Annotated in this window: 16 protein-coding genes; 12 read left to right on the top strand and 4 right to left on the bottom strand. The window is 44.7% G+C overall.

Going from position 1 to position 20,850, the window contains the following annotated elements; genetic code table 11:
• The first annotated feature begins 7 nt into the window (after nt 1-7).
• Complete coding sequence (locus AACU28_RS02570; protein WP_121602277.1) at nt 8-2,542, top strand: ABC transporter permease; 2,535 nt, start codon at nt 8-10, stop codon at nt 2,540-2,542.
• Complete coding sequence (locus AACU28_RS02565; protein WP_121602276.1) at nt 2,542-3,687, top strand: lipocalin-like domain-containing protein; 1,146 nt, start codon at nt 2,542-2,544, stop codon at nt 3,685-3,687. The genes AACU28_RS02570 and AACU28_RS02565 overlap by 1 nt, the downstream gene beginning before the upstream one ends.
• A 60-nt stretch (nt 3,688-3,747) precedes the next feature.
• On the opposite strand, the gene AACU28_RS02560 is transcribed toward AACU28_RS02565, so the two are convergent.
• Together AACU28_RS02560 and AACU28_RS02555 are read right to left on the bottom strand one after the other, a co-directional pair.
• Nucleotides 3,748-4,542: an endonuclease I family protein gene (locus AACU28_RS02560; protein ID WP_102567354.1), complete on the bottom strand. Its 795-nt coding sequence runs from the start codon at nt 4,540-4,542 to the stop codon at nt 3,748-3,750.
• Between the two features lie 264 nt (nt 4,543-4,806).
• Complete coding sequence (locus AACU28_RS02555) at nt 4,807-5,070, bottom strand: hypothetical protein (protein ID WP_017091753.1); 264 nt, start codon at nt 5,068-5,070, stop codon at nt 4,807-4,809.
• Nucleotides 5,071-5,455: 385 nt separating this feature from the next.
• Between AACU28_RS02555 and secD the strand changes: the two genes are divergently transcribed.
• The 9 genes from secD to AACU28_RS02510 all read left to right on the top strand — a co-directional run bounded on the left by secD (nt 5,456) and on the right by AACU28_RS02510 (nt 15,235).
• Entirely contained in the window at nt 5,456-7,243 is a 1,788-nt protein-coding gene (secD, locus tag AACU28_RS02550; protein WP_121602275.1) for a protein translocase subunit SecD, read from the top strand.
• On the top strand, nt 7,243-8,145 hold the full coding sequence (gene secF, locus AACU28_RS02545) for a protein translocase subunit SecF (RefSeq protein WP_012600222.1): 903 nt from the start codon (nt 7,243-7,245) through the stop codon (nt 8,143-8,145). Before secD ends, secF begins: the two co-directional genes overlap by 1 nt.
• A 289-nt stretch (nt 8,146-8,434) precedes the next feature.
• Nucleotides 8,435-9,526 carry a calcium:proton antiporter gene (locus AACU28_RS02540; RefSeq protein WP_012600221.1) on the top strand — a complete coding sequence of 364 codons (1,092 nt, stop codon included), beginning with the start codon at nt 8,435-8,437 and terminating at the stop codon, nt 9,524-9,526.
• Between the two features lie 57 nt (nt 9,527-9,583).
• Nucleotides 9,584-10,240: a DedA family protein gene (locus tag AACU28_RS02535; protein WP_121602274.1), complete on the top strand. Its 657-nt coding sequence runs from the start codon at nt 9,584-9,586 to the stop codon at nt 10,238-10,240.
• A gap of 45 nt (nt 10,241-10,285) precedes the next feature.
• On the top strand, nt 10,286-11,677 hold the full coding sequence (locus AACU28_RS02530) for a magnesium transporter (RefSeq protein ID WP_121602273.1): 1,392 nt from the start codon (nt 10,286-10,288) through the stop codon (nt 11,675-11,677).
• Between the two features lie 36 nt (nt 11,678-11,713).
• Complete coding sequence (locus AACU28_RS02525; RefSeq protein WP_017091757.1) at nt 11,714-12,364, top strand: MarC family NAAT transporter; 651 nt, start codon at nt 11,714-11,716, stop codon at nt 12,362-12,364.
• Between the two features lie 187 nt (nt 12,365-12,551).
• Nucleotides 12,552-13,229 carry a hypothetical protein gene (locus tag AACU28_RS02520; RefSeq protein ID WP_102462207.1) on the top strand — a complete coding sequence of 226 codons (678 nt, stop codon included), beginning with the start codon at nt 12,552-12,554 and terminating at the stop codon, nt 13,227-13,229.
• 75 nt (nt 13,230-13,304) lie between these two features.
• Nucleotides 13,305-14,006 (top strand): hypothetical protein, encoded by a 702-nt coding sequence (locus tag AACU28_RS02515; RefSeq protein WP_012600215.1) that lies wholly within the window; start codon nt 13,305-13,307, stop codon nt 14,004-14,006.
• Nucleotides 14,007-14,302: 296 nt separating this feature from the next.
• Entirely contained in the window at nt 14,303-15,235 is a 933-nt protein-coding gene (locus AACU28_RS02510; RefSeq protein WP_017091760.1) for a LysR family transcriptional regulator, read from the top strand.
• 134 nt (nt 15,236-15,369) lie between these two features.
• Here the strand turns inward: AACU28_RS02510 and AACU28_RS02505 are convergent, their stop codons facing one another.
• Nucleotides 15,370-17,103, bottom strand: coding sequence for a mechanosensitive ion channel family protein (locus AACU28_RS02505; protein ID WP_121602272.1), 1,734 nt, complete (start codon nt 17,101-17,103; stop codon nt 15,370-15,372).
• A gap of 289 nt (nt 17,104-17,392) precedes the next feature.
• The gene (locus AACU28_RS02500; RefSeq protein ID WP_017091762.1) at nt 17,393-18,433 is read right to left on the bottom strand and encodes an alpha/beta hydrolase; all 1,041 of its coding nucleotides are present in this window, start codon (nt 18,431-18,433) and stop codon (nt 17,393-17,395) included.
• A gap of 408 nt (nt 18,434-18,841) precedes the next feature.
• Here AACU28_RS02500 and AACU28_RS02495 point away from each other — a divergent pair, with 408 nt between their 5' ends.
• The gene (locus AACU28_RS02495; protein WP_259462589.1) at nt 18,842-20,680 is read left to right on the top strand and encodes an alkyl sulfatase dimerization domain-containing protein; all 1,839 of its coding nucleotides are present in this window, start codon (nt 18,842-18,844) and stop codon (nt 20,678-20,680) included.
• Nucleotides 20,681-20,850 lie beyond the last annotated feature (170 nt).

The following is a 20,850-nucleotide window of genomic DNA, read 5'->3' as shown; positions in this document are numbered from 1 at the left end:
TAATACAATGAAGCAAACTGGCTTTGCTCAGAACCAGCTCACCCATACCAAACTGACTCTGAATCTATTCGCGGCGCACTATCGTCAATCACCATTGCAAGCCGCAGCGATTCTGATCGGCATTGTGTTAGCGGTCTCCTTGTTTGTCGCAGTGCAAGCCATCAACCTCAATGCCAAGCGCAGTTATGCAGAATCGACCGAGCAACTTAGCGCTCAAGCGCAGAACCTTATCATTCCACCAGCAGGGCAAAACTATTTGCCGGAATCGCTCTACTTCAGCTTAAGACAAAGTGGATTAAGCGCAGCGCTACCTGTTATAGAAGGGCGAGTAAGAGACGAGCAAGGTCGACGTTGGTCAGTTCAAGGCAGTGAGTTGATCGCCGCCCTCACTTCAAGATCTCGTCACGCTCGCGTCGACGAACAAAGCAATACTCAAGCCAAAGAGCCAAACATTTCCCTGTTCGACAATGCCTTACCTTTGCCGCAACTCTTAGCGGGTGAACCCATTGTAATGATGAGCCAATCTCAGCACCAGAGTTGGGACGAAGTGGACACGCTCACTTTGGATGAAGTGCTCACTCAAGTGGTAGTGCTACCAGATGAATGGCAGCTAGGTAGCCGAATGTTGATGGATATTGGGTTCGCTCAGCAACTGCTTAACAAGCAAGGGCAACTGAGCTACATCGCTATTTTTGACACTAAGAGCGACACTAACAGCAATGCTCAGGATAAATGGCAAAGCCTTATTGGCGAGCAAGGGCAATGGATATCCAACAACCAAAGCACGGATCTCGGTTCAATTACCGATAGCTTTCACCTCAATCTCACCGCCATGAGTTTGTTGGCGTTTTTAGTTGGTCTGTTCATCGCTTACAACGGTGTGAAGTACAGTTTGCTGAAACGTAATCGGCTGTTGGTACAAATTCAACAAGCTGGGATTGCGCCAAGCATAGTATTTTCAGCTCTGTTAGTCGAGCTGACTGTTTTAGTCACACTGGGCGCGTCGCTTGGTTTCATTTTCGGCATTCAACTCAGCCATTGGCTACACCCAACCGTCGCGATAACGCTTGAGCAACTTTATGGTGCAACACTGCTTCCCGGCACATGGCAGTGGCAATGGTTAGTGCAGGCACTGCTACTCACGCTGGCCGCAACGCTTGTCGCGTGTTGGCAGCACTTTAAACAGCGCGTGCGACAACCCCTCTCTTCCCATGGCGGTTTCTATCAAGCGCCGGAAGCGTCTAACGAAAATCAGCTGTTTGTTATAGGATCAGCATTAACCATTGTCGCGTTAGCAGGGTTATGGCTGAGCGAACATCATCGCTTCACCATGGCATGGCTCGGTGTGTTAGTGGTGTCGATTCCTTTGTATTTGCCCAAAACACTCAGCGTGCTAGCGAACTGGAGCGAAAAACGCACCCAATCGGGGTTAATACAATATCTGTTCGCTGAGCTGCGTGAACTTATCTCCCCTCTCTCCCTTGCCATGATGGCGTTGCTTCTCGCCGTCACCGCCAATATCGGAATGAATACCTTAGTCGGCAGCTTTGAATCCACGTTAAAGCAATGGCTTGAACAGCGCTTACATGCCGATATTTACTTTAGCCCTGCCCAAGGTGAAATCGCGAATGTGGAACGTGCGTTAGAGCAGTTTGAAAATGTTGAAACCGTTTATAAGCAATATTATGTCGACGATAACTTGCAGGGCTTACCTACTTTGCTCGGCACCAAAGACAAAGACACACTTGAGCAAACCATGGTGTTCCAATCCTACCTTAATGACTTCTGGACGCGCTTTTACCAAGGTGAGTTCGTGGCAATCAGCGAACCTACGGCGGTGAAGCTCGGCTTGTCCCTTGGAAGCCAACTCAAGCTCGACGCGATCCAAGACAAAACACTCATCGTCGGGGCGATTTTCCACGATTACGGCTCACCGAATGGCGAAGTGTTGCTTGCACCTAATTTATGGCTCGAAAGTGGATTTACTGACTTACCCACCAGCTTGGGAATCAAAGTTTCTGGCGACCCACAAGTGGTGTACGAACAGCTACGCCAGCAACTCAATCTGCACCCAAGTCAGCTTTACGATCAAGCACAGATCAAATCGATCGCTTTAGATATCTTCTCACAAACCTTTGCCATCACTCGGGCGCTTAATGGCGTCACTTTAATGGTGGCGGTGATAGGGTTGTTCTGCGCCTGTTTCATGTTGCTCGATGCACGCAAAGCCGCCATTGCAAGGCTGTATGCGCTCGGTGTTAGTCAGAAAAAATTGATGGCGATGGTGGTCGGGCAAATCGTTGTTCTGGTCGCCTTCACTCTGGTTATCGCCTTACCACTCGGCGCTATGGTCGGTTATGTGTTGACGGACATCGTCACCCTGCGCGCCTTTGGTTGGAGCTTAAATTACGTATGGAATTGGAGTGACGCACTCAGCATCGCAGCCATCACCATTCTAGTGGCTGTGTTTGCGACCTTGATTCCACTGTGGCGTTTGGTCAGCAAACCCGTGGTATCCAGTTTGCAAAGTGAGGTGTTGTGATGAATCGATCAATGAGAGTTTTCGTTCTCACACTTGGCATCTTGCTCCTTTTAGGATGCGAGGAATCTGGACACGAGTCCACACAGCAAACAGCTCAAAATATGGGTTCGATACTTGGCGCAGAAACACAAACCGACGATGAAACACAAAAAGAGGCTGAGCAATTCACGCCGGTAGTAAAAGGTATCGACATCACCTTCCCTGCCGACCATCAAGCACACCCAGATTTTCGTCATGAATGGTGGTACTTAACCGCAAACTTAATTGATGAAGACGGTAACACTTTAGGCGTGCAGTGGACACAGTTCCGCTTTGCGGCTGCACCACAGGAAAGTGGCAATAGCACCAAGGAAACTACGTGGCAAAGTCAGCAAATCTACATGGCACACAGCGCTGTCACCACCGAAGACAAACACTATGCCGATGAAAAATGGTCACGTGACCAAGCTGAACTGGCGGGTGTAAGCGATTCGCCGTTTCGTGTTTATCTTGATGATTGGCAATGGACATCGACGACCGATGACCTGTTCCCAGCCACATTGGGCGCCAACTCGGATCAATTTGGATATTCGCTTAAGTTAACCAACAACGCGCCATATCAAAAGCAAGGCGAACAAGGTTACAGCACTAAAAGTAGCGATGGCAAAGTGGCTTCCTATTACTACAGCCAACCATTCATTGATGTATCGGGCGAGGTAACCATTGATGGCATCACGCATCAGGTTTCTGGCAAAGGTTGGATAGACAGAGAGTGGAGCTCGCAGTTTTTACTCGACTCGCAACAAGGCTGGGATTGGTTTGCGCTAAGGCTGAGTGATGAAACCAGCTTAGTGGTATTTCAGCTTCGAAACTCAACATCAGGCGAAGCCAGTTATGCTAACGCAAGATTAATGCAGCAAGACGGTTCTGGCATTGCCATTTCACAACAAGAGATAACCCTAACCGCCGTCAAGCAAACAGAAATCGACGGACGCGATTATCCAACAGAATGGCAAATTTCAATTCCAACTCAACAGATCGAACTGACCGTCTCGGCACTCAATCCAAATGCCAAAATGCCGCTGTCGGTTCCTTATTGGGAGGGGCCAATCATGATTAAAGGTTCTCATTCCGGATCTGGCTATATGGAGTTGACTGGGTATTAAGCCAACAGCATATTTCTGAAATGAGAAGCTTTAATTTTTAACAGACGAATAAGAATAAAATCAACCGTTACATCGGCTGCCATAAATATCGTTTACCCAGCTTGGGTTATCAATGAACGGGTTGCGGTTACCTTGCCACTGCACGGCTTTCTCGTGGCGTTGACGTTCCCAGTTGTCTACTGGGTCAGCGTTATGCCATTGAAGCAACGTACATAGCTTTCCAACTTTAGGTTTACCTGACGTACTCGAAGTGTCATCAACCAGATACAAGTCAGGCATGTTTGCGTTGTTGCCCTCATAGCGCACAGCCATGTAGAAAATTGAACGTGCGGTATCACCTTTCACTGCATCACGAGGTTCAAAGCTGTCGTAATCCGTTTTGTTCAGTGGCGACTTTTTCAATGGCGAACCGCCAAAATCAAAGTCTTTATTTGAACGGATGGAGTTAAGCTCTGCGTCGGTTGGTTGCAGGTGGTGGATATCGGTATAGCCCCATTGATCTTTGCGCTTAAAGCCAAAAGATTTAGGCCAAAGGTGTTCACGGTTCCAAGCATTTTTGTCGTTGTTACCCGATGAGGTAAAGTCTTTGGATTGTGAACGGCCGCTGTAATACAGAATCACGTTGTTCGGATTGTTCGGGTCTTCGTTGGTGTCTTTCAATGCAGACCAAACTTGAGTGTACGTTAATTGCTTTTGCCCACGAGCAGCAATCACACCGAGCATATCTTTTAACGCATTTCCGTTGAGTCCTTCAGCTTCGAGGTAGTAGCCATCAGGGTATGTAATATCAGCAAGCGCAACTGGACTAAGAGCTGTAGAAATTAGGAAAAGGCTTAGATTTAAACGCATTTTCATTGTTTTAAGTATCCTTGTTATTGTTTTAATGACCCATCATTAATGAGTGCCCTAATACTCTACAAAACAATATCCATATGCAATTGGTTTATTTACAAAAGGTGCTTCCTGATACTTTTCAATACCTCACGTTAATTATTGATGACTAGTATTCAGCTTTCGAAGCTAATTTTATGCCAAGACAAGTTGCTCTAGTTTGTCACTCCCCAACAAACTAGAGCAACTTAAAAATCAACGCCGTAGACAAACATATCAATAGGTTTTCTATTCAGTCGATAGCGCTAGTGCAGAAATCCCTTGGAATATTTCTTGTCCTTTATCTGTTTTAATTTCAAAATCATCGAGCCAATAGATGTCAGTTAATAACCGAACATCTCCGATTAATTCACAGCGATCCTTTTCGCACAGTGTGTCGATTTCTCCACTCCAACATGTTGATATATCGATGACTATCATTCTTTCTATCTCAAGAAACTGATGGCTAAAGTGCTCATGCAATGACTCTATACCTTCTGCGTAACTAAGCACTAGAGTGCATCTCCCTTCACCAATATCGCAAACTCTATATTTGCGATCGTTTAAATATATTGTGCAATCCACGTAGATTTATCCTCAATCATTAATTCAGATTACATTGTTTTAAATAAATCGAATCTCTGCGAGGAATTAGAGAAATTCATATATGCAAAGTCGAGCAAACCAAATATGAATTTCTCTAACCCATAGTTCTATTGAATCAAGAAACTAAGATAGCTCAGTAACCAACAGTTAGGTTTATCGATAAAACCGAAAGCGTCATCGATAACCTTTAGGATCCCTTAGTTTCAACTCATACATGATTAATACTGGTGCTTATTTAATAAATAAGCTTGGTGCTATTTACGTATGCGTTAATCAATAAGATGCAACCAAAATGAAGTTAAAGCGCTCAATCGCACCCATAAATTATTCAGCTAAATGGAAGGTCATCGTTCTCGTGTTGTCTGTAGTACTGATGCTTCTCAGTGCCCTACCCTCTGCATTTGGTGAACGTGAAGCTTTGCACATTTCAAACCAAACGCATTCGACACACGCTGATGATGTATATCGTTATCTTGTGGACAATAGCATTGATGTTCACAGTGTTAGCGAAAACAACGATAGGTTAGTTGTGACGTTTGCTTCAAGCGGGCAACAAGCCCCCGCACAAGCTTTGATGTCCGATTTTATCCAACCATCGGAGACCGTTGCCCTCACGCTCGAACCTTCAGCTCCTTCTTGGCTAACATCGCTGGGCTTTCAGCCGATTAAGTTTGGATTAGATCTGCGCGGTGGTGTGCAATTTCTGTTAGACGTTGACCTAGCCCCTGTCTTTAATGCTCACGCGCAATCGGTGATCGACGACCTTCGTCAGGAGTTTCGTGTACGCGGTCGTGTAGAAAGCGGTGAGGTGGTCATTGCTCGATATAACGAAGCATTACTTGGCGATATTCGAATCCACTTAAGAACACAGTATCCAAATTGGACTCTGAGCCAATCTGGTGAGCGCTTAATGATCTCAATGGATGAGGAAGAGAAACGCGCGATTCGAACTCTGACCGTGACACAAAATCTTCAAACAATGCGAGGCCGCATAGAAGAGCTAGGGATCACGGAAGCCGCAGTCCAACGCCAAGGTGAAAATCGAATTCGCATCGAACTGCCCGGAGTACAAGACCCGACATCCGCAAAAAACATTATCGGCGCCACTGCATCGTTAGCGTTTTACCATGTGGAGCCTAATGTCAGCGCACGAACAAAATCCATCAATGACCAAGATGGTAGACCTGTCATTCTGCATAGAAACAGTATCTTAGGGGGCGAGCATATTATCGATGCACGCGCCAGCCTAGGAGAAATGGGAACACCCGAAGTTAACATCACTCTTGATAGCACGGGGGGGCGGCTGATGACCAATCACTCGCGCAGCAATATCGGAAACCCGATGGCGACTCTGTACAGTGAATACAGTCAATCAGAGACAGGACAATCCATCGAGCAAAGCGAAGTTATCAGCGTAGCGACAATTCAATCAACGCTGGGTAACCGCTTTCGCATCACTGGCGCGGGGTCAATGGCAGACGCTCAAAACCTGGCTCTTCTATTGAGAGCTGGCTCACTCACCGCTCCTGTTACCATTGTTGAAGAACGCACAATCGGGCCAACTCTTGGTGCTGAAAACGTCAAAAATGGCTTTGCTGCACTCGCCTTGGGGCTTGGTTTTACATTGGTATTTATCGCTTGTTGGTATCGACGCCTTGGCTGGGTTGCGAATGCTGCACTGACTATCAACTTAGTGTGTCTGTTTGGCCTATTGGCGCTCATTCCTGGCGCTGTGCTAACGCTTCCGGGCATTGCTGGGCTTGTGCTAACCGTGGGGATGGCTGTCGATACCAACGTGCTTATCTTTGAACGCATCAAAGACAAAATGCGAGAAGGCAGAAACTTTTCCCAAGCCATAGATCGAGGGTTCGATAGTGCATTCTCTTCAATTTTCGATGCCAACCTCACCACTATGATCGTTGCCATCGCTTTGTATGCAATAGGTAACGGCCCAATTCAAGGCTTTGCTATCACACTCGGATTAGGCCTACTGACTAGCTTATTTACCGGCGTATTTGCGTCTCGAATTCTTATCAATTATTTGTGGGGAAGAGACACCTCACATGAGGTGAAACTGTAATGACCAAATCAATTAGCGTCACCAAAATACGTCAATTGATGACGATGATATCTCTGATTCTTTTGACGCTTTCCATTACATCAATCGTTGCAAGGGGGTTCAATTGGGGGCTCGACTTTACGGGAGGTGTTGTCGCCGATATTCAAACAAAACCAAACGTAACTCAAGTTCAGCTCAAATCTCACCTCGACTCAGCACTGAGCCAAGATGTTCAAGTGACGGCGGCAGGCAGTGAGGGAAATTGGCAACTGCGTTTCAATGATACAGACCTCGATTTGCGAGACGCACTTAACCAAGCGCTGTTGCCAATAGACAGCAATTTTCACATTGCTAACAGCAGCGTAATTGGCCCTCAGGTTGGGTTAGAAATGGTCGAACAAGGCGGCTTAGCGATTTTGGCTTGTTTCGTTCTTACCTTGCTGTACTTGAGCTACCGATTTGAATGGCGATTAGCGCTAGGTTCAATTGCGGCGTTGATTTACGACATTGTTATTGTGCTAGGGCTCTTTGCGGTGACTCAAATTGAATTCAACCTAACCGTGTTGGCCGCTTTACTGGCAGTGATGGGCTACTCCCTGAATGACTCGATCATCATTTCAGATCGAATTCGCGAGGTATTTCGTGCGAAGCCAGACGGTGAAACCGATGCCCTTCTCGATCAGTCCATAGTGTCAACGTTGTCACGAACGCTTGTCACATCAGGCACCACCTTAGTCACAGTCTCAGCATTGTGGTTGTTAGGAGGGAGCGCACTAGAAGGTTTCGCCATTGCACTGTGTGTCGGGATTTTAAGTGGGACATGGTCTTCTATCTCTATTGGCACACTCTTGCCAACTCGTGTGGGCTTGAAACCAACCCACTATAAACCGGAAGAAACTGAATCCCTTGAAAGCATGCCTTAGCTTTTACTTACTGCGCTCATTGCTTACTGCTTGCTTAGCACGCTATTAGGCGAATGTCGGTCGTCTGATAGCAACAAAGAATTTCTCTAATTCATAGTCTGAATCATCGGTTCACCTTAAGTTAGCAACATGGTTAGACGCATAGCTTTGTAGATATCGTTTTAGATGCAAAAGCTTAAACGCATAACTTGAAACGAACCGTTTGCTGCACAGGAAATTGCAGTATTCACCCGATTTACTCTCGTTAAAGGACATTAGCGAGCCTTCGGTTACTCAATAAAGGCTCAACATGCTCAACGTACTCAAACAAGAATACAAACTGCCACTTGGCATCGTTGCCGTTCTATTTTTCAAACTGATCGGCGACAACTTACTCACAGGAGAGCTGTCTCAGTTCGCCTACATAATGATTACTGCGGTGCTGTTTTACGCGGTGATGAGCGCCATTTTTTCGGTTGTTCGCCACTCAGATGCGCTGGCGATCAAGCTTGGCGACCCATACGGTACTCTTATATTAACGCTGTCTGTTGTCTTGCTCGAAGTCATTATGGTCTCGTCCGTTATGCTGACTGGAGAATCGAATCCCTTCCTAGCGCGTGACACCATGTTTGCTGTCGTGATGGCGGTGCTTAATGGCTTTGTCGGTATCACCTTGTTAATCGGTGGGATGAAATACCATACCCAAACCTACAACCTTGATGGAATAAAAGCGTACTTGGTGGCCATTATTCCACTCTCATTACTGTGCTTGGTACTGCCTAATTTCACCAGTATGGATTCGCTGGGTAACATGTCGACCAGCCTAACTTGGACATTAGTGCTCGCTTCGATCGCCTTGTATGCCGTATTCCTGTTCATCCAAACACGCAGCCATACCGACTACTTCATTGATGGTGATAATGAAGATCATCACGAACATCACGGCCCTCTGCACAGCAATATATTCCACACAATTATGCTGGTGAGCTATTTGATGGTGGTGATTTTGTTAGCAAAAAGCCTCGCGATTCCAATTAACGATGGCATCACGGAAATGGGCGCACCTGCGGCTCTAGGTGGTTTGATTGTTGCCTTGATTATTCTCGCACCTGAAGCGGTTGGTGCCGTTAAAGCCGCCGTGACCAATCAATTACAGCGTGCGATGAACCTCTTCTTTGGCTCAGTTCTCGCCACTATTGCACTAACCGTTCCCGCTGTTCTGCTGATTTCAGGGGTAATGAACGAACCCATCCAACTCGGCCTTGCCCCTGCAGAAATGGTGTTATTAGGTGCAACGCTATTAATGACAAGCGTGAGCTTTAGCAGCGGGAGAACTAACTCGCTCAATGGTGCAACCCACCTCATCCTGTTCTTTGCCTACATCATCTTGATGTTTGATTAAAACGCATTGTGGGCTCCGGCTATCAACAGCCAGAGCCCACGTTAACTTGGAGTTTCCATGCAAGAGATTATTTCCGCGATTTGGCTGCAAGACTTTGATGCCTTACTTGAATTGAATTCACTGCACGTTTTATTGCTTTTGCTTGGTGTCGTGCTTTTCCTTGAGTCGAGTTTTGTTTTCTTACCACTACCCGGTGACGGCCTAGTGCTGTTTGTCGGGGGTATGGTTGGTTTGGGCGCGATTGATTTTTCAAGTGCTCTAATGCTTCTAACCAGTGCCTCTTTTTTGGGCAGTATCATTGCCTACCTTCAAGGGCGATGGCTGCACAATACTCCGTTCATGCGTAAAGCTGAACAAACACTGCCAGATGAATCGTTACCCAAGGCAAAAAAACTGTTAAACCGATTCGGGTTTTTGTCCCTGTTCCTTTCGCGGTTTGTCCCATTTGTTCGCGTACTGACCCCAATGTTGATGGGCGTTGCACAACTCAGCGCAATAAGAACGCTGATTGTTAGCTTCACTAGCTCGATTACATGGGTCTTCAGTTTATTGCTGATAGGAAAGTGGATCATGCGACACCCATTCGTCTCTCAATATCAAGAGTTGATTACAAAGTGGTTCTTAATGGGCAGTTTAATCCTGATGGTTACTGCATTTATCGCCCTCTTTATTCGGCTTGCGACCAAGAAGCGACAACCACAAACATCCGAATAAAAATCGCTTCAATTGTATTCTCACTTATTGTCAAAGGTCTAACATATGACATTAATTACATTAGCTTTTTCATCAGAAGGGGCGGAAAAGCTGTACCTCAAAATACTGGAGTGTCTAACTCTAAGAAAGGCTAAACGACTGAATCAAACGCTTCTAGAGGCTGAACCCGTCGAACTGCCATCAGTCTTAAGGAAGCTCTCTGACCAGCAACGTATCGCCACTTGGACTCTATTAAGCGAAGTAAACCCAAGCCTTGCTGCCAACTTACTTGATCACTTATCTGATCCCGAGCTTCTATGGCTGATCAGTCAGCTATCTGAGAGTAGCACCATAGTGCTATTTCAATATTTGCATTCCGCAGACCGCCGGCTGCTACTCAATGAGCTGCCAAGCGACCTACAAAAACAGCTCAGGCAAGCCCTACCTTCAACATGGAAAGACGAAGAGCGTGCAGCCTTGAGCTACCCACAAGACTCTGCCGGAGGGATTTGTAAAAGCGAAGTCCTCAAACTGGCAGCAGACGCTACCATCGACAGTTTGAGCGCAATATTAAGCGCAGAAGAACACAATTTAGATCGACTAGAGTGGCGCTACGTTTACTTGCATGACACTGAAGGCAGCTATTTAGGTGGGCTGAAGATCCGTGATGTACTGCTGCTGCCACGTGGCACGCCATTAAGGGAATACATAGATACCACAGTGCCCGTTATCAGCCCTGACACGGATCTAAATACGATTAAAAGTATGCTGGACACCACTTTACACCCCGTTGTTCCCATCGTTGATGAACAAGGTTTCCAAATAGGCATCGTCGGTTTTAAACATCTCAATGAAGCCTTATACCAACGTTCGAAGCAGCAAATGCTGGAGCAATCCGGTGTATTTGGAGGTGATGAGTCTCGCACCATGCCAGTACTAAAACGTAACCTACGTCGACTCGCCTTTTTATTGCCCTCAGTCGCCTTAAGTTATGCCGCGATTTCAATCATTGCTATTTACGAACCCATCATTGAACAAATTGCCGTCTTAGCGGCCGTGTTGCCGCTTGTCGCCAATCTTTCTGGTGCGGCCGGGAATCAATCCGTTGCAGTGTCGATACGTGAATTATCTATGGGGCAGATCTCAGCCAAAGACCTGCTGTATGTGGTCGCGAAAGAGATTCCAATCGGCGCGATCAATGGAATACTAATTGGTGGTGTTCTGGCTCTGCTTACGCTGTTCACGCTTGGCGGGGAGCACTCTGGATTGCCATTGGTTATCGCCATTGCTTACACACTTTCTTCCACTCTTGCCGTCGTGATTGGAGGTACATTGCCCTTGCTACTAAAACGGCTCAACTTCGACCCAGCCATGCTATCAAGCCCAATGCTGACAACCTTAACCGACGCAATTTCGTTCTTCAGTGTTCTGTATCTAGCACACGCTTTTTTACTGTGATTTAACTTTTTCTTCCACCACAAAATGGGGATTCTTATGCATTTAGAAACATTGTTCACCTATATGACACTCACGGTTCTTGGCCTATTACCCATCATGAACCCACCCGCAGCAGCAACGGTTTTACTCGGTTTGAGTAAAGGACGAGATAAGAGCTATATTGTGTCGCAAGCCAAAACGACTGGAGTCTATCTTTTCATTGCCTTGTGCATCACCTTCTTCATTGGTGCATCGGTACTCGAACTCTTCAGTATTTCAATACCGAGCTTGCGTTTAGGTGGTGGCATCATCATTGTCGCGATTGGCTTCAATATGCTGTTTCCTCGCCCCGACAATGGAGCCGCCCCCTCTGGGCAAGATTCAATAGCACTAGTACCTTTAACCATTCCTTCACTGTGTGGCCCTGGTTCTATGGCGATGATCATCAGCCTGGCCGCTCAAATTGCTACTTATGAAAACCACACAAGTATGACTAGCGTCTATGGTGGTGTAGTCGCAGGGCTTGCTCTCGTTGCACTTATTGCGACCTTCACATTAACCATGGCGTACCCTCTGCTCAAGGCGCTTGGTCAAAATGGCATCAATGCATTTACCCGAATTATGGGCTTCCTATTGATCTGTATGGGAGTACAGTTTTTCACTCTCGGGATTCAAGAAATCGTTCTTGAGATCAATGAACTCTTATAAGTAAACAAACAGCCCAATTTTGAGCCTCAGCCATTTTTGGTTGGGGCTTTTTTATGTCTATACCCAAGTAACCTCAAGGTGCTTGGGTATATACGTTTAGCAAATATGAATCGCTGTAATTCATAGTCTATTCCCCGGTCAGTAAATAAAATAGCGGCATAAACAAACACAACTTGGATTTATATTTATGAAACTAACTAAAACATCTCTATTAATTGCATCACTTATTTCTTCACCTTTAGTCCTTGCAAATAACAATGTTGATTTCTCTGACTCTAAACAACATTATTCGGGGTTTGATATTGGTTACGGCAGCAACGATTTTGATATTGGTCTTCAATATGCCAAGTCACTAAATAACGATTGGAGTTTGCTAAGTTCATATAGCAGTGACGACAATTTTGATAACCACGAATTGGGATTTGATTTTCAAAGAAGCGATGGCTTAGGGCTTGTTTTTGAGTATGAACATGATACCAACTTCCAATCCGATAATTTGCGCGCGAATGACTATAGCTTCAGTCTCTACAAGGCCAATACGGTTAACGAACAGTTTTCTGTTGTACCTCAAGTAACGCTTGGCAACCTGAAGCATCAACAGATGAGCAGCAGTGTTTACTACACCAGTGCATCACTTGATATGACTTACAACCTGAACCCAAGCATGTGGGTAGGATTCACACCGGAATACACTTACAGCTTAGGTAAAGTGAAAGAAAAGAATGGCAACCAATCGACGCTTAGAGATTGGGATTACACGGCAGAACTTGGTTATCAATTAAATAGCACAAGCGCGTTCGTCTATAGCTATCAATATGATGATGGTAATAACCTTTCATTATTATCTTTTAAACATTCATTCTAAATCATTAGAGCTGCCGGTAATAGGCAGCTCATTTTTTAATACCTAATTTTTAAATATTTAAATAAGTGAGACACTTTGAAAACTAAACTAATATTACTGAGCTGTATTATCAGCGCTTATTCCATTGCTGATGAAAACACAATTGATTTTGAGTCCGCGGTAGAAGAGTTTACAGAAGCGACCATTGAAACAACACCCATTGATTTCACCGACCCGACTGCCGCTTATAGCTCCCTTCAATTAGGGTACAGCAATGAAGGCCTTGATGCCGGATTTGGATATGCTAGAGCAATCAATGACGATTGGGCGGGATTGATTTTTGCTCAGTCTCTAAACAGTTTTGACACATACAGAGTCAGAGCCGCGGCACTGAGCACCAATTTCGGTAGTGGCGTTATGGGAGACTATTTATATGATGACCGACATGACACACACACTTTCGTATTGAACGCGATGCAAGTCCTGCCGCTGCATGAACGATTACTGATTGCACCGACTCTTGGCGCGGGTGTCATATCCAGCGATAACCTTAATAAAGACGTACCTATTGCTATGGCGCAATTGTACGGTGTCGTTACCATTACAGAGCAAGTCTCTATGATGATAGCACCTATCTACACGACGTCCTTGAGTGACAAAACACTTAAAATCAACACATTAGACTGGGAAGGTAATTTTTCATACCAAATCGCAGATAACCAAAATATTTCATTTAAGTATAGTATCTACGATGAAACCGACAACAAGGTGGGCATCCACTACACCTATGCGCTGTAGCTACACTCATTCACTATAATGCCCTTGACTCTACCTAAAACGAGTACTCTAACTCGAAGCTCTTGTATCACATCAAGCCCTAAGCACCTTTAGTAACACGGATGTTGCTAGCCCTCCTTTTACTTACTCAAGATATTTAGAACGCCTTTCGTTGAAAGCTAACTTCTGCTCACAGCGCATTGCTGCGAACCGTATCAAACATTCTTTAACACATATCGTTCTTAAACTATTGAACAAAGGCTAATTTCCCTTATTCTTAGGTTACGCTTTCGAACTTCATTACGAAAAGGTAACCCATGAAAGAACTTCAAGACTTAGACCTAAATCTGCTCAAGTTACTTAAAGCGGTTGTTGAAACTCGTAATACCCATGCAGCAGCAGACAAGCTTGGTATATCGCAAACCAGTGTCAGCAGAGGGATGGCGAAGTTAAGAGAAACTTTTGGCGACCAGCTTTTTCTTCGTAAAGCACACGGCGTCGAGCCTTCAGAATTGGCAGAGAAACTCGCCGAAGCGGCCGATGAAATGTACTCCCCTTTGATAAAAGTGGTTGAGTCCTACCACAACTTTGACCCTAAAATATTTACCGGCGAAGTCACTATTGCATTAAACATATTTCTACTTGAACTGTATGGCGACGGGGTTTTTAAGGTTCTACAAGAAGCTTTACCACAAGCGAGCTTTAAATTGGTCTACTGGCAAGATAAAAGCTTGGTAGAAGTACTGAATGGACAAGTCGATTATTTACTACAACTTTCAGGTATTCCATTACCTCAAGATATCTACCAACATAAGCTCACCGAAGTAAAATTGAGCCTAATTGCGCGTAAAGATCACCCGGTGTTAAGTAAAAGCAGTGAATGGGAAGATATTCATCACCTACCAATAACAAGAATCTTAATTGATGGCATTAACACCAAGCGTGCTCCGATTGAAGACCTCTATATATCAAAAGGCTACAACGCGAATATTGTGCTGGCGACGCATAGCCTCACAGTATTACGAAGCAAGCTCAGAAATTCGGATGCCTTCTCTTTTGGCAGCAGTTTTATGACGGAAGATGATTCGGAACTCCGCTGTTACCCATTACCTAATTTACCAAAAGAAATGCGCCAAATTGGTGTAGAGGGCGGCTACCTGCAATCCAAACGAGGCTTCCCACTTCACCAACTATTGCATCAAACCATGCAGAGCTACTTTGATAGTATTGTTCAACCTGACGGTCGATAGCGAGCGGGATTTCTGGCCTCAATTAAAAAACTATTAACGATAAGCTCTGACCCCTAAAGCGATATATAGGTCGCTTTAGGGGTACGATGTCTTAGGGGCAAGGTGTCTTTAGGTTAATCGTGTATGAGGCTGCTTTAAGCAGAAGGTGGGCGCACAGCAGAGGTTGCCGCCGGATACATGATGGTATTTTTAATTTCGTACTTATATTCAAAGCTGAAATCAGGAAATGGGAAGGCTTGCTCTTCATGCCACTGCGCAACAACCTGTTCGGCTTTTCGTTTCTGTTCCTCATTGTCATTGGCATTTACATCCACAAGTTGATATTGCGTAGAGTGAGCTATATTCGCACCAATGCTCTCGACTTGGGTCAATACAGAAAACAAAATATCCTCTTGGACAGCCATGAACTCTTCATGGTCACGACAGCTAATGTAAGCCATCAGATTAATATTGATGGAGTATTCCCCAACCCCCATGAGCCTCACTCGAACTGGATCTTCTTCGATGATTGGATGTTGTAGCAACAGCCGGCGCAGATTAACGATCAGTACGCGTAATTGCTCAAGGGTGGTTTCGGAACGCAATCTCAACACATGATCCATGCGTCGCTTATCACGTCGCTCCAAGTTATCAATTTCCATGTTGGCAAATTCAGAGTTAGGAATGGTAATTAAAGAGCGCTCTAGCGTCCGGACTCGAGTCGAACGCAAACCAATACTCTCAATGGTTCCTAGTTTGTCTCCATAACGACAAAACTCACCAATCTTTACGCCCCCGTCAGCATAAAGCGTTAATCCGTTGATTACGTTCTCCAATATAGGGCGAATGGCCAGTGCAACCGCTAAGCCACCCACACCCAAACCTGCCAATATTGGGGAGATTGAGAACCCCATAAATTCGATGACATAAATGCCAAGAATCGCGATCGTCAACCCGCCAAATATACGTGCTAATACGGTAATCAGTGACGAATCTACGTGCTTTCCATTGTGCTTTTTGAATACATAAATATCAGCGAAATAATTGAAAATGGCCATAATAAGCCATGAGACGAAGAAGAACTGAGCCAGTAAGAAGAAGGTGGTGAACAGCTGATAAACACCACCTGTAATCCATATCCCATCATCAATCACCCATCTTGCTAAAAACAGCAAATTCACCACGCCCACTAGCGACAACAGTCGACCTGCCCGCCATTTCAAGCCTTTTCCTTCCCAGCGACGATTCCAGCGTTCACCAAGCAAAAAGCTAATTCTTATCATTATCTTACATAGTGACAAAACGCCAGTGAGTGCAAGCCATTGCCATAAAGGAAGCGGCCCATAAAGTTGATTAAAAGATGAAGGTAAAGAAAGAACAAATTGCTTAGAGAACATAGGTCCGGGGCTAATCAGAAATTCCTGATAATAGTCTGGACGAGCTTTGGCATAGTACGGAAGGACTGACATCGTTCTATACCACCGAGAAAGGCTTTGAATGGTGTTAGAACTAAATAGGAACTGATCGGTTCGATCGCCTAGAGTTTGGCGAGACAATACGATCTCAGTATTGCCTAAACGCCAGTGATCAATATCTTCTCCCCTTATTTGCTCGACATTTGGCACTAGCTGATGAGTACCTTGATCAATTCGATCCAACAACTCACGAAGAAGAATTATTTTCTCCATCACGACAACGGTTCGGCTTCGATTCGGAACCATAGACAAATCCATGGTTCGGATCACTTGTGAATAAGCATGCTGCGCTTCTTTAAGATGCAGTGTTTCATTTTTCCAATGCTCGATAACCACACTCGAATCCCTGATGAAGCTCGAAAGAGTATGTTTGGGGCTCGACGTGTCGGCGAGCTCCAAAGCAATACTTGGCATGGCTAGCGCATTAGGTATGGTTAGACATAAGGGTATGGTTAGAAAAACGGCTACTAACATCGAATAAAAACGTCTTATCACAACGATCTCCCGTCATCACTTTGTTCCAATGAAAACATAGGGGCTAGCGAATAAGAATGATCCATGACAGATTGATGTTGAGAGTAATGATAATTAGCTTGTAGTAACGTGGATATACATTTTAAAAGTGAAGTGAATAACGTTGTCATTATATCCTCCAAATAAAAATTCACATCCGTGTGATTCAATATTAGCTTGCTGAAATAAACTAGTTGATATGTTTATTAAAGAACTGGCCTAACTCATTAATAGCATCTTCAGACTCTGGCATATCGATTAAGATACCACTCATATAATCACCATGAGATTGGCCATCATATATATGCAGGTCAGTTTCTACGTCTGCACTACGTAATAATCGATGCATACGAACCGTATCACTTAACAAGAGATCTCGAGTACCTGAAATGAATATCGTTGGTGGGAATTCATCAATATCAGCGTATATTGGTGAAATAAGAGGATTATCAAGCGCTTCTCCACCAGCATAGACATCGAAAGTGCCCTCAATCAGCCCTTCTCGCTGACCTAGAGGGTCTAAGCCTTGCATCGTTAACCATGAATCCGATGTCTCTTTAAGGTCGACGGAAGGGGTCCCAACAAACAATGCGCCAGGTGCCGGAAGATCGAGCTCTTGCAGTTTAAGTGTCGTTGCTAACGTTAAGTTACCGCCTGCGGATGTGCCAAAAATCGCTGTTGATTCTGGTGATTGAGTTTTTATTAGCTCTTTCCATACTGCAACTGCATCATCAATTGCCGCTGGGAATGGATGCAGTGGCGGTTGACGATAGTCAACAGAGATCACCTGTGCACCAAGCCCGTTCGCAACCCAAATAGCTTCTCGTAAAGCTGATTCACCCCCACCGAAAACAAATGCACCACCATGGATATGTACTAGCCACTTATCTTTGTATTCAGGGGCGATATTCTTCGGCGTAACAAAGAACGTATCGACTCCGGCAAACTGCTTAGCTTCATAAGTAACGTCCAAGCGCTCTAGAGCTTGTTGAGCAATCTTAATACCTGGCGCATCGAATTGGGCTTGTAACGCCAACCACTCTGCCGTGTTGTTAGGAACAGGAATTGCCGGTGAGATAACTCTGTTCTCAAATAACTGAGCAAACTCTGTCGATATACCTGCTGGGGTCGGAACCTTTCGCTCTTGCAGTTCCATTCCAGCGAACGCCGCTGTGCTTGATAAGCTGAGTAGCAATGCAGGAATAACAGTGCGTAGTGATTTGGTTTTCATAGTAACTCCGGTAATGATTCTAAAAGCCGTGATTGGCGAACTGAGGCTATTATTCACGTCCGAACCCATTAGCACTATGAATTAGAGAAATTCAAATTTGATTATAGCTAAGTAGCAATAATGAATTTCTCTAATTCCTACTAAGTCTAAAAATCAAATGCGATATTAAATGAAGAAAAGATAAGGAGCTTACATGAAATACTTACCAGCAAGTATGGTATTAACAGGCTATTTAGTTTTCTTCTTTATATTGGTTATGCGTTTAAATAGCTAAACAATATAAAAAGACAACACTCAATCACTTATTTAACTTCTTACTAGTTTAATAAATAAAATAGTAAGAGGAACATTAAATTTAGTATCGGTCATCAGAATTAATTCGGACAGTATTAAACCATGAGAAAACCAATGAAACTTAATTCAACAACAAAATCAATCAAGCTATTCATTCTGACAGCTTCATTAAGCGCAACTGCCATCGCTCAAGACACGATGTTTACCTCTCCACAAAACGTATATAACGACAGTGAAGTAGTGCTGACTAAGTATAACAATGGCGGAGTAGTGAATGCTTCGGTGATAGAAAACGTAGCAAAGACTCAGCCTGAAGAGGCGTACATCAAACAAGTAACAGATGGAGTTTGGGCAATCACTGGCTATCATTTCGGCTACAAAACAGTTATTGAGGGCGAAACTGGCCTTATCATTTATGACTCTGGTGACGACATTGAAGAAGCAACGGAGATCTTGGAATTAGTACGCAAACACATTAGTGAAAAGCCGATCCACACCGTCATTTATAGCCATTCTCATTATGTATTTGGTGCACAAGCGATTCAACAAGCCTTTGATGGCGAGCTCAAAGTGATTGGTCATCCAGAGATCAACAAAAACGTTCTAGAAAGCGGCGGCTTAGGTGCGTCGATTCCTGAATTATCACCAACGCTAACAGCCCGTGCCTATGAGCAATTTTCGGTGCTTCTGCCTGCTGAGGGGCCTGACGCAAAATCACCAACACCGATAGGTAAAACACAAGGGTTTGTGCCAGTAAATACTCCTGTAGCACAAGGCCAAACAATGACGGTTGATGGTGTCGAGATGGTTTTCTACACCGACTTTGATAGTGATACCGACGATCAAGTGATCGTCTATCTGCCTGAGTCCAAAACGGTACTCAACAACCACCTATGGCCAACTTACCCGAACTTCTACACATTAAGAGGTTCAGTGTATCGTGATCCGACAGTTTGGGCTGAAGGTATCCGCCTTATCAGAGACTTAAATCCAGAACATCTTATCAACACGCACACTGAACCACTCAGTGGCCATTATGAGATCCAAACCACATTGAACGGTTACTATGATGGAATTATGTACCTCTATGACCAAACTATTCGAGGGATTCTACAAGGTAAAACACCTGAAGAGTTAACCTACTCGGTTCAGTTACCACAAGATCTCGCCGAATTACCCCATAACCAGATGACTTATGGTGAGTTTTCTTATTATCCGAAAAACATCTATTACCATGCGCTTGGTTGGTTTAACGGTGAAGCTGAAACCTTGAACCGTATTGAGCCGAACCTTCAAGCTAAGAAAATCATTGAAGGGTTTGGGGGAGTAGACGCGGTAAAACAAGAGCTAAACAAGACTATTGCCAACAATGAACTCGCATGGTCAGCAGAACTAGGCGGCTACTTAGTCCGTGTTGTCCCGAACGATGAAGAAGCTAAACAGCTTTTGGCAGACACATTAAGACAAATGGGCTACCAAACAGAGGCATCAATCCCCCGATCTTGGTATCTAACCAAGGCTCTTGAATTAGAAGGAAAAGTCCAAATACCAAGCGTGGTGTTTTCAGATGCTAATTCAATCATAGGATCCCCAGCCGAGACGTTGGTGGGCCAATTTCGAGTGCGTCTAGACCCAATCGCAAGCTATGGGGAAGACCAAATGATGGCAATTACGATAAAAGACTCGGATGCCCCAACAATGGGATTGCATGTACGTAGCACTGTCGCTGAGTTTATCTCAGACACCGAAGACTACAATCGCCAAGCTGACCTTGAAATCAGCGTATCTAAACGCACTTGGGCAGAGTACTTTGTTGGGGAGAAGAGCTTAGATCAAATGCTAGAAAGCGCTGACGTGAGCACTAACCACAAAGATGATGTGAGAGGATTCTTTAGCCTCTTTGACCAATTAAACGAATCGAAAACCCGGTTTGTATCGCCATCACAGTCTTAGACTTGAGCTTCGACATAGACTTAGTTTTTGGGCTTAAACATAGCGATAGCCATGGACTAAACCACTTTTAACCAAAGCCTCCACGACGGAGGCTTTTTGCTATTCATCGTGTTCTATTTATCTAAACGCTTGTTACAAAATATCTAATTTAACCAAACACTGAGCTCCCC

The organism is Vibrio sp. SBT000027, from assembly GCF_963894355.1.
Taxonomy (GTDB): domain Bacteria; phylum Pseudomonadota; class Gammaproteobacteria; order Enterobacterales; family Vibrionaceae; genus Vibrio; species Vibrio splendidus.
The sequence above is the reverse complement of the archived record's forward strand: the minus strand, read 5'-3'. Positions and strand labels throughout refer to the sequence as shown.

Coding starts and splice junctions, on each gene's coding strand:
- AACU28_RS02570 (WP_121602277.1), top strand. CDS start 8: ATGAAGCAAACTGGCTTTGCTCAGAACCAGCTCACCCATACCAAACTG.
- AACU28_RS02565 (WP_121602276.1), top strand. CDS start 2,542: ATGAATCGATCAATGAGAGTTTTCGTTCTCACACTTGGCATCTTGCTC.
- AACU28_RS02560 (WP_102567354.1), bottom strand. CDS start 4,542: ATGAAAATGCGTTTAAATCTAAGCCTTTTCCTAATTTCTACAGCTCTT.
- secD (WP_121602275.1), top strand. CDS start 5,456: ATGAAGTTAAAGCGCTCAATCGCACCCATAAATTATTCAGCTAAATGG.
- secF (WP_012600222.1), top strand. CDS start 7,243: ATGACCAAATCAATTAGCGTCACCAAAATACGTCAATTGATGACGATG.
- AACU28_RS02540 (WP_012600221.1), top strand. CDS start 8,435: ATGCTCAACGTACTCAAACAAGAATACAAACTGCCACTTGGCATCGTT.
- AACU28_RS02535 (WP_121602274.1), top strand. CDS start 9,584: ATGCAAGAGATTATTTCCGCGATTTGGCTGCAAGACTTTGATGCCTTA.
- AACU28_RS02530 (WP_121602273.1), top strand. CDS start 10,286: ATGACATTAATTACATTAGCTTTTTCATCAGAAGGGGCGGAAAAGCTG.
- AACU28_RS02525 (WP_017091757.1), top strand. CDS start 11,714: ATGCATTTAGAAACATTGTTCACCTATATGACACTCACGGTTCTTGGC.
- AACU28_RS02520 (WP_102462207.1), top strand. CDS start 12,552: ATGAAACTAACTAAAACATCTCTATTAATTGCATCACTTATTTCTTCA.
- AACU28_RS02510 (WP_017091760.1), top strand. CDS start 14,303: ATGAAAGAACTTCAAGACTTAGACCTAAATCTGCTCAAGTTACTTAAA.
- AACU28_RS02505 (WP_121602272.1), bottom strand. CDS start 17,103: ATGCCAAGTATTGCTTTGGAGCTCGCCGACACGTCGAGCCCCAAACAT.
- AACU28_RS02500 (WP_017091762.1), bottom strand. CDS start 18,433: ATGAAAACCAAATCACTACGCACTGTTATTCCTGCATTGCTACTCAGC.
- AACU28_RS02495 (WP_259462589.1), top strand. CDS start 18,842: ATGAAACTTAATTCAACAACAAAATCAATCAAGCTATTCATTCTGACA.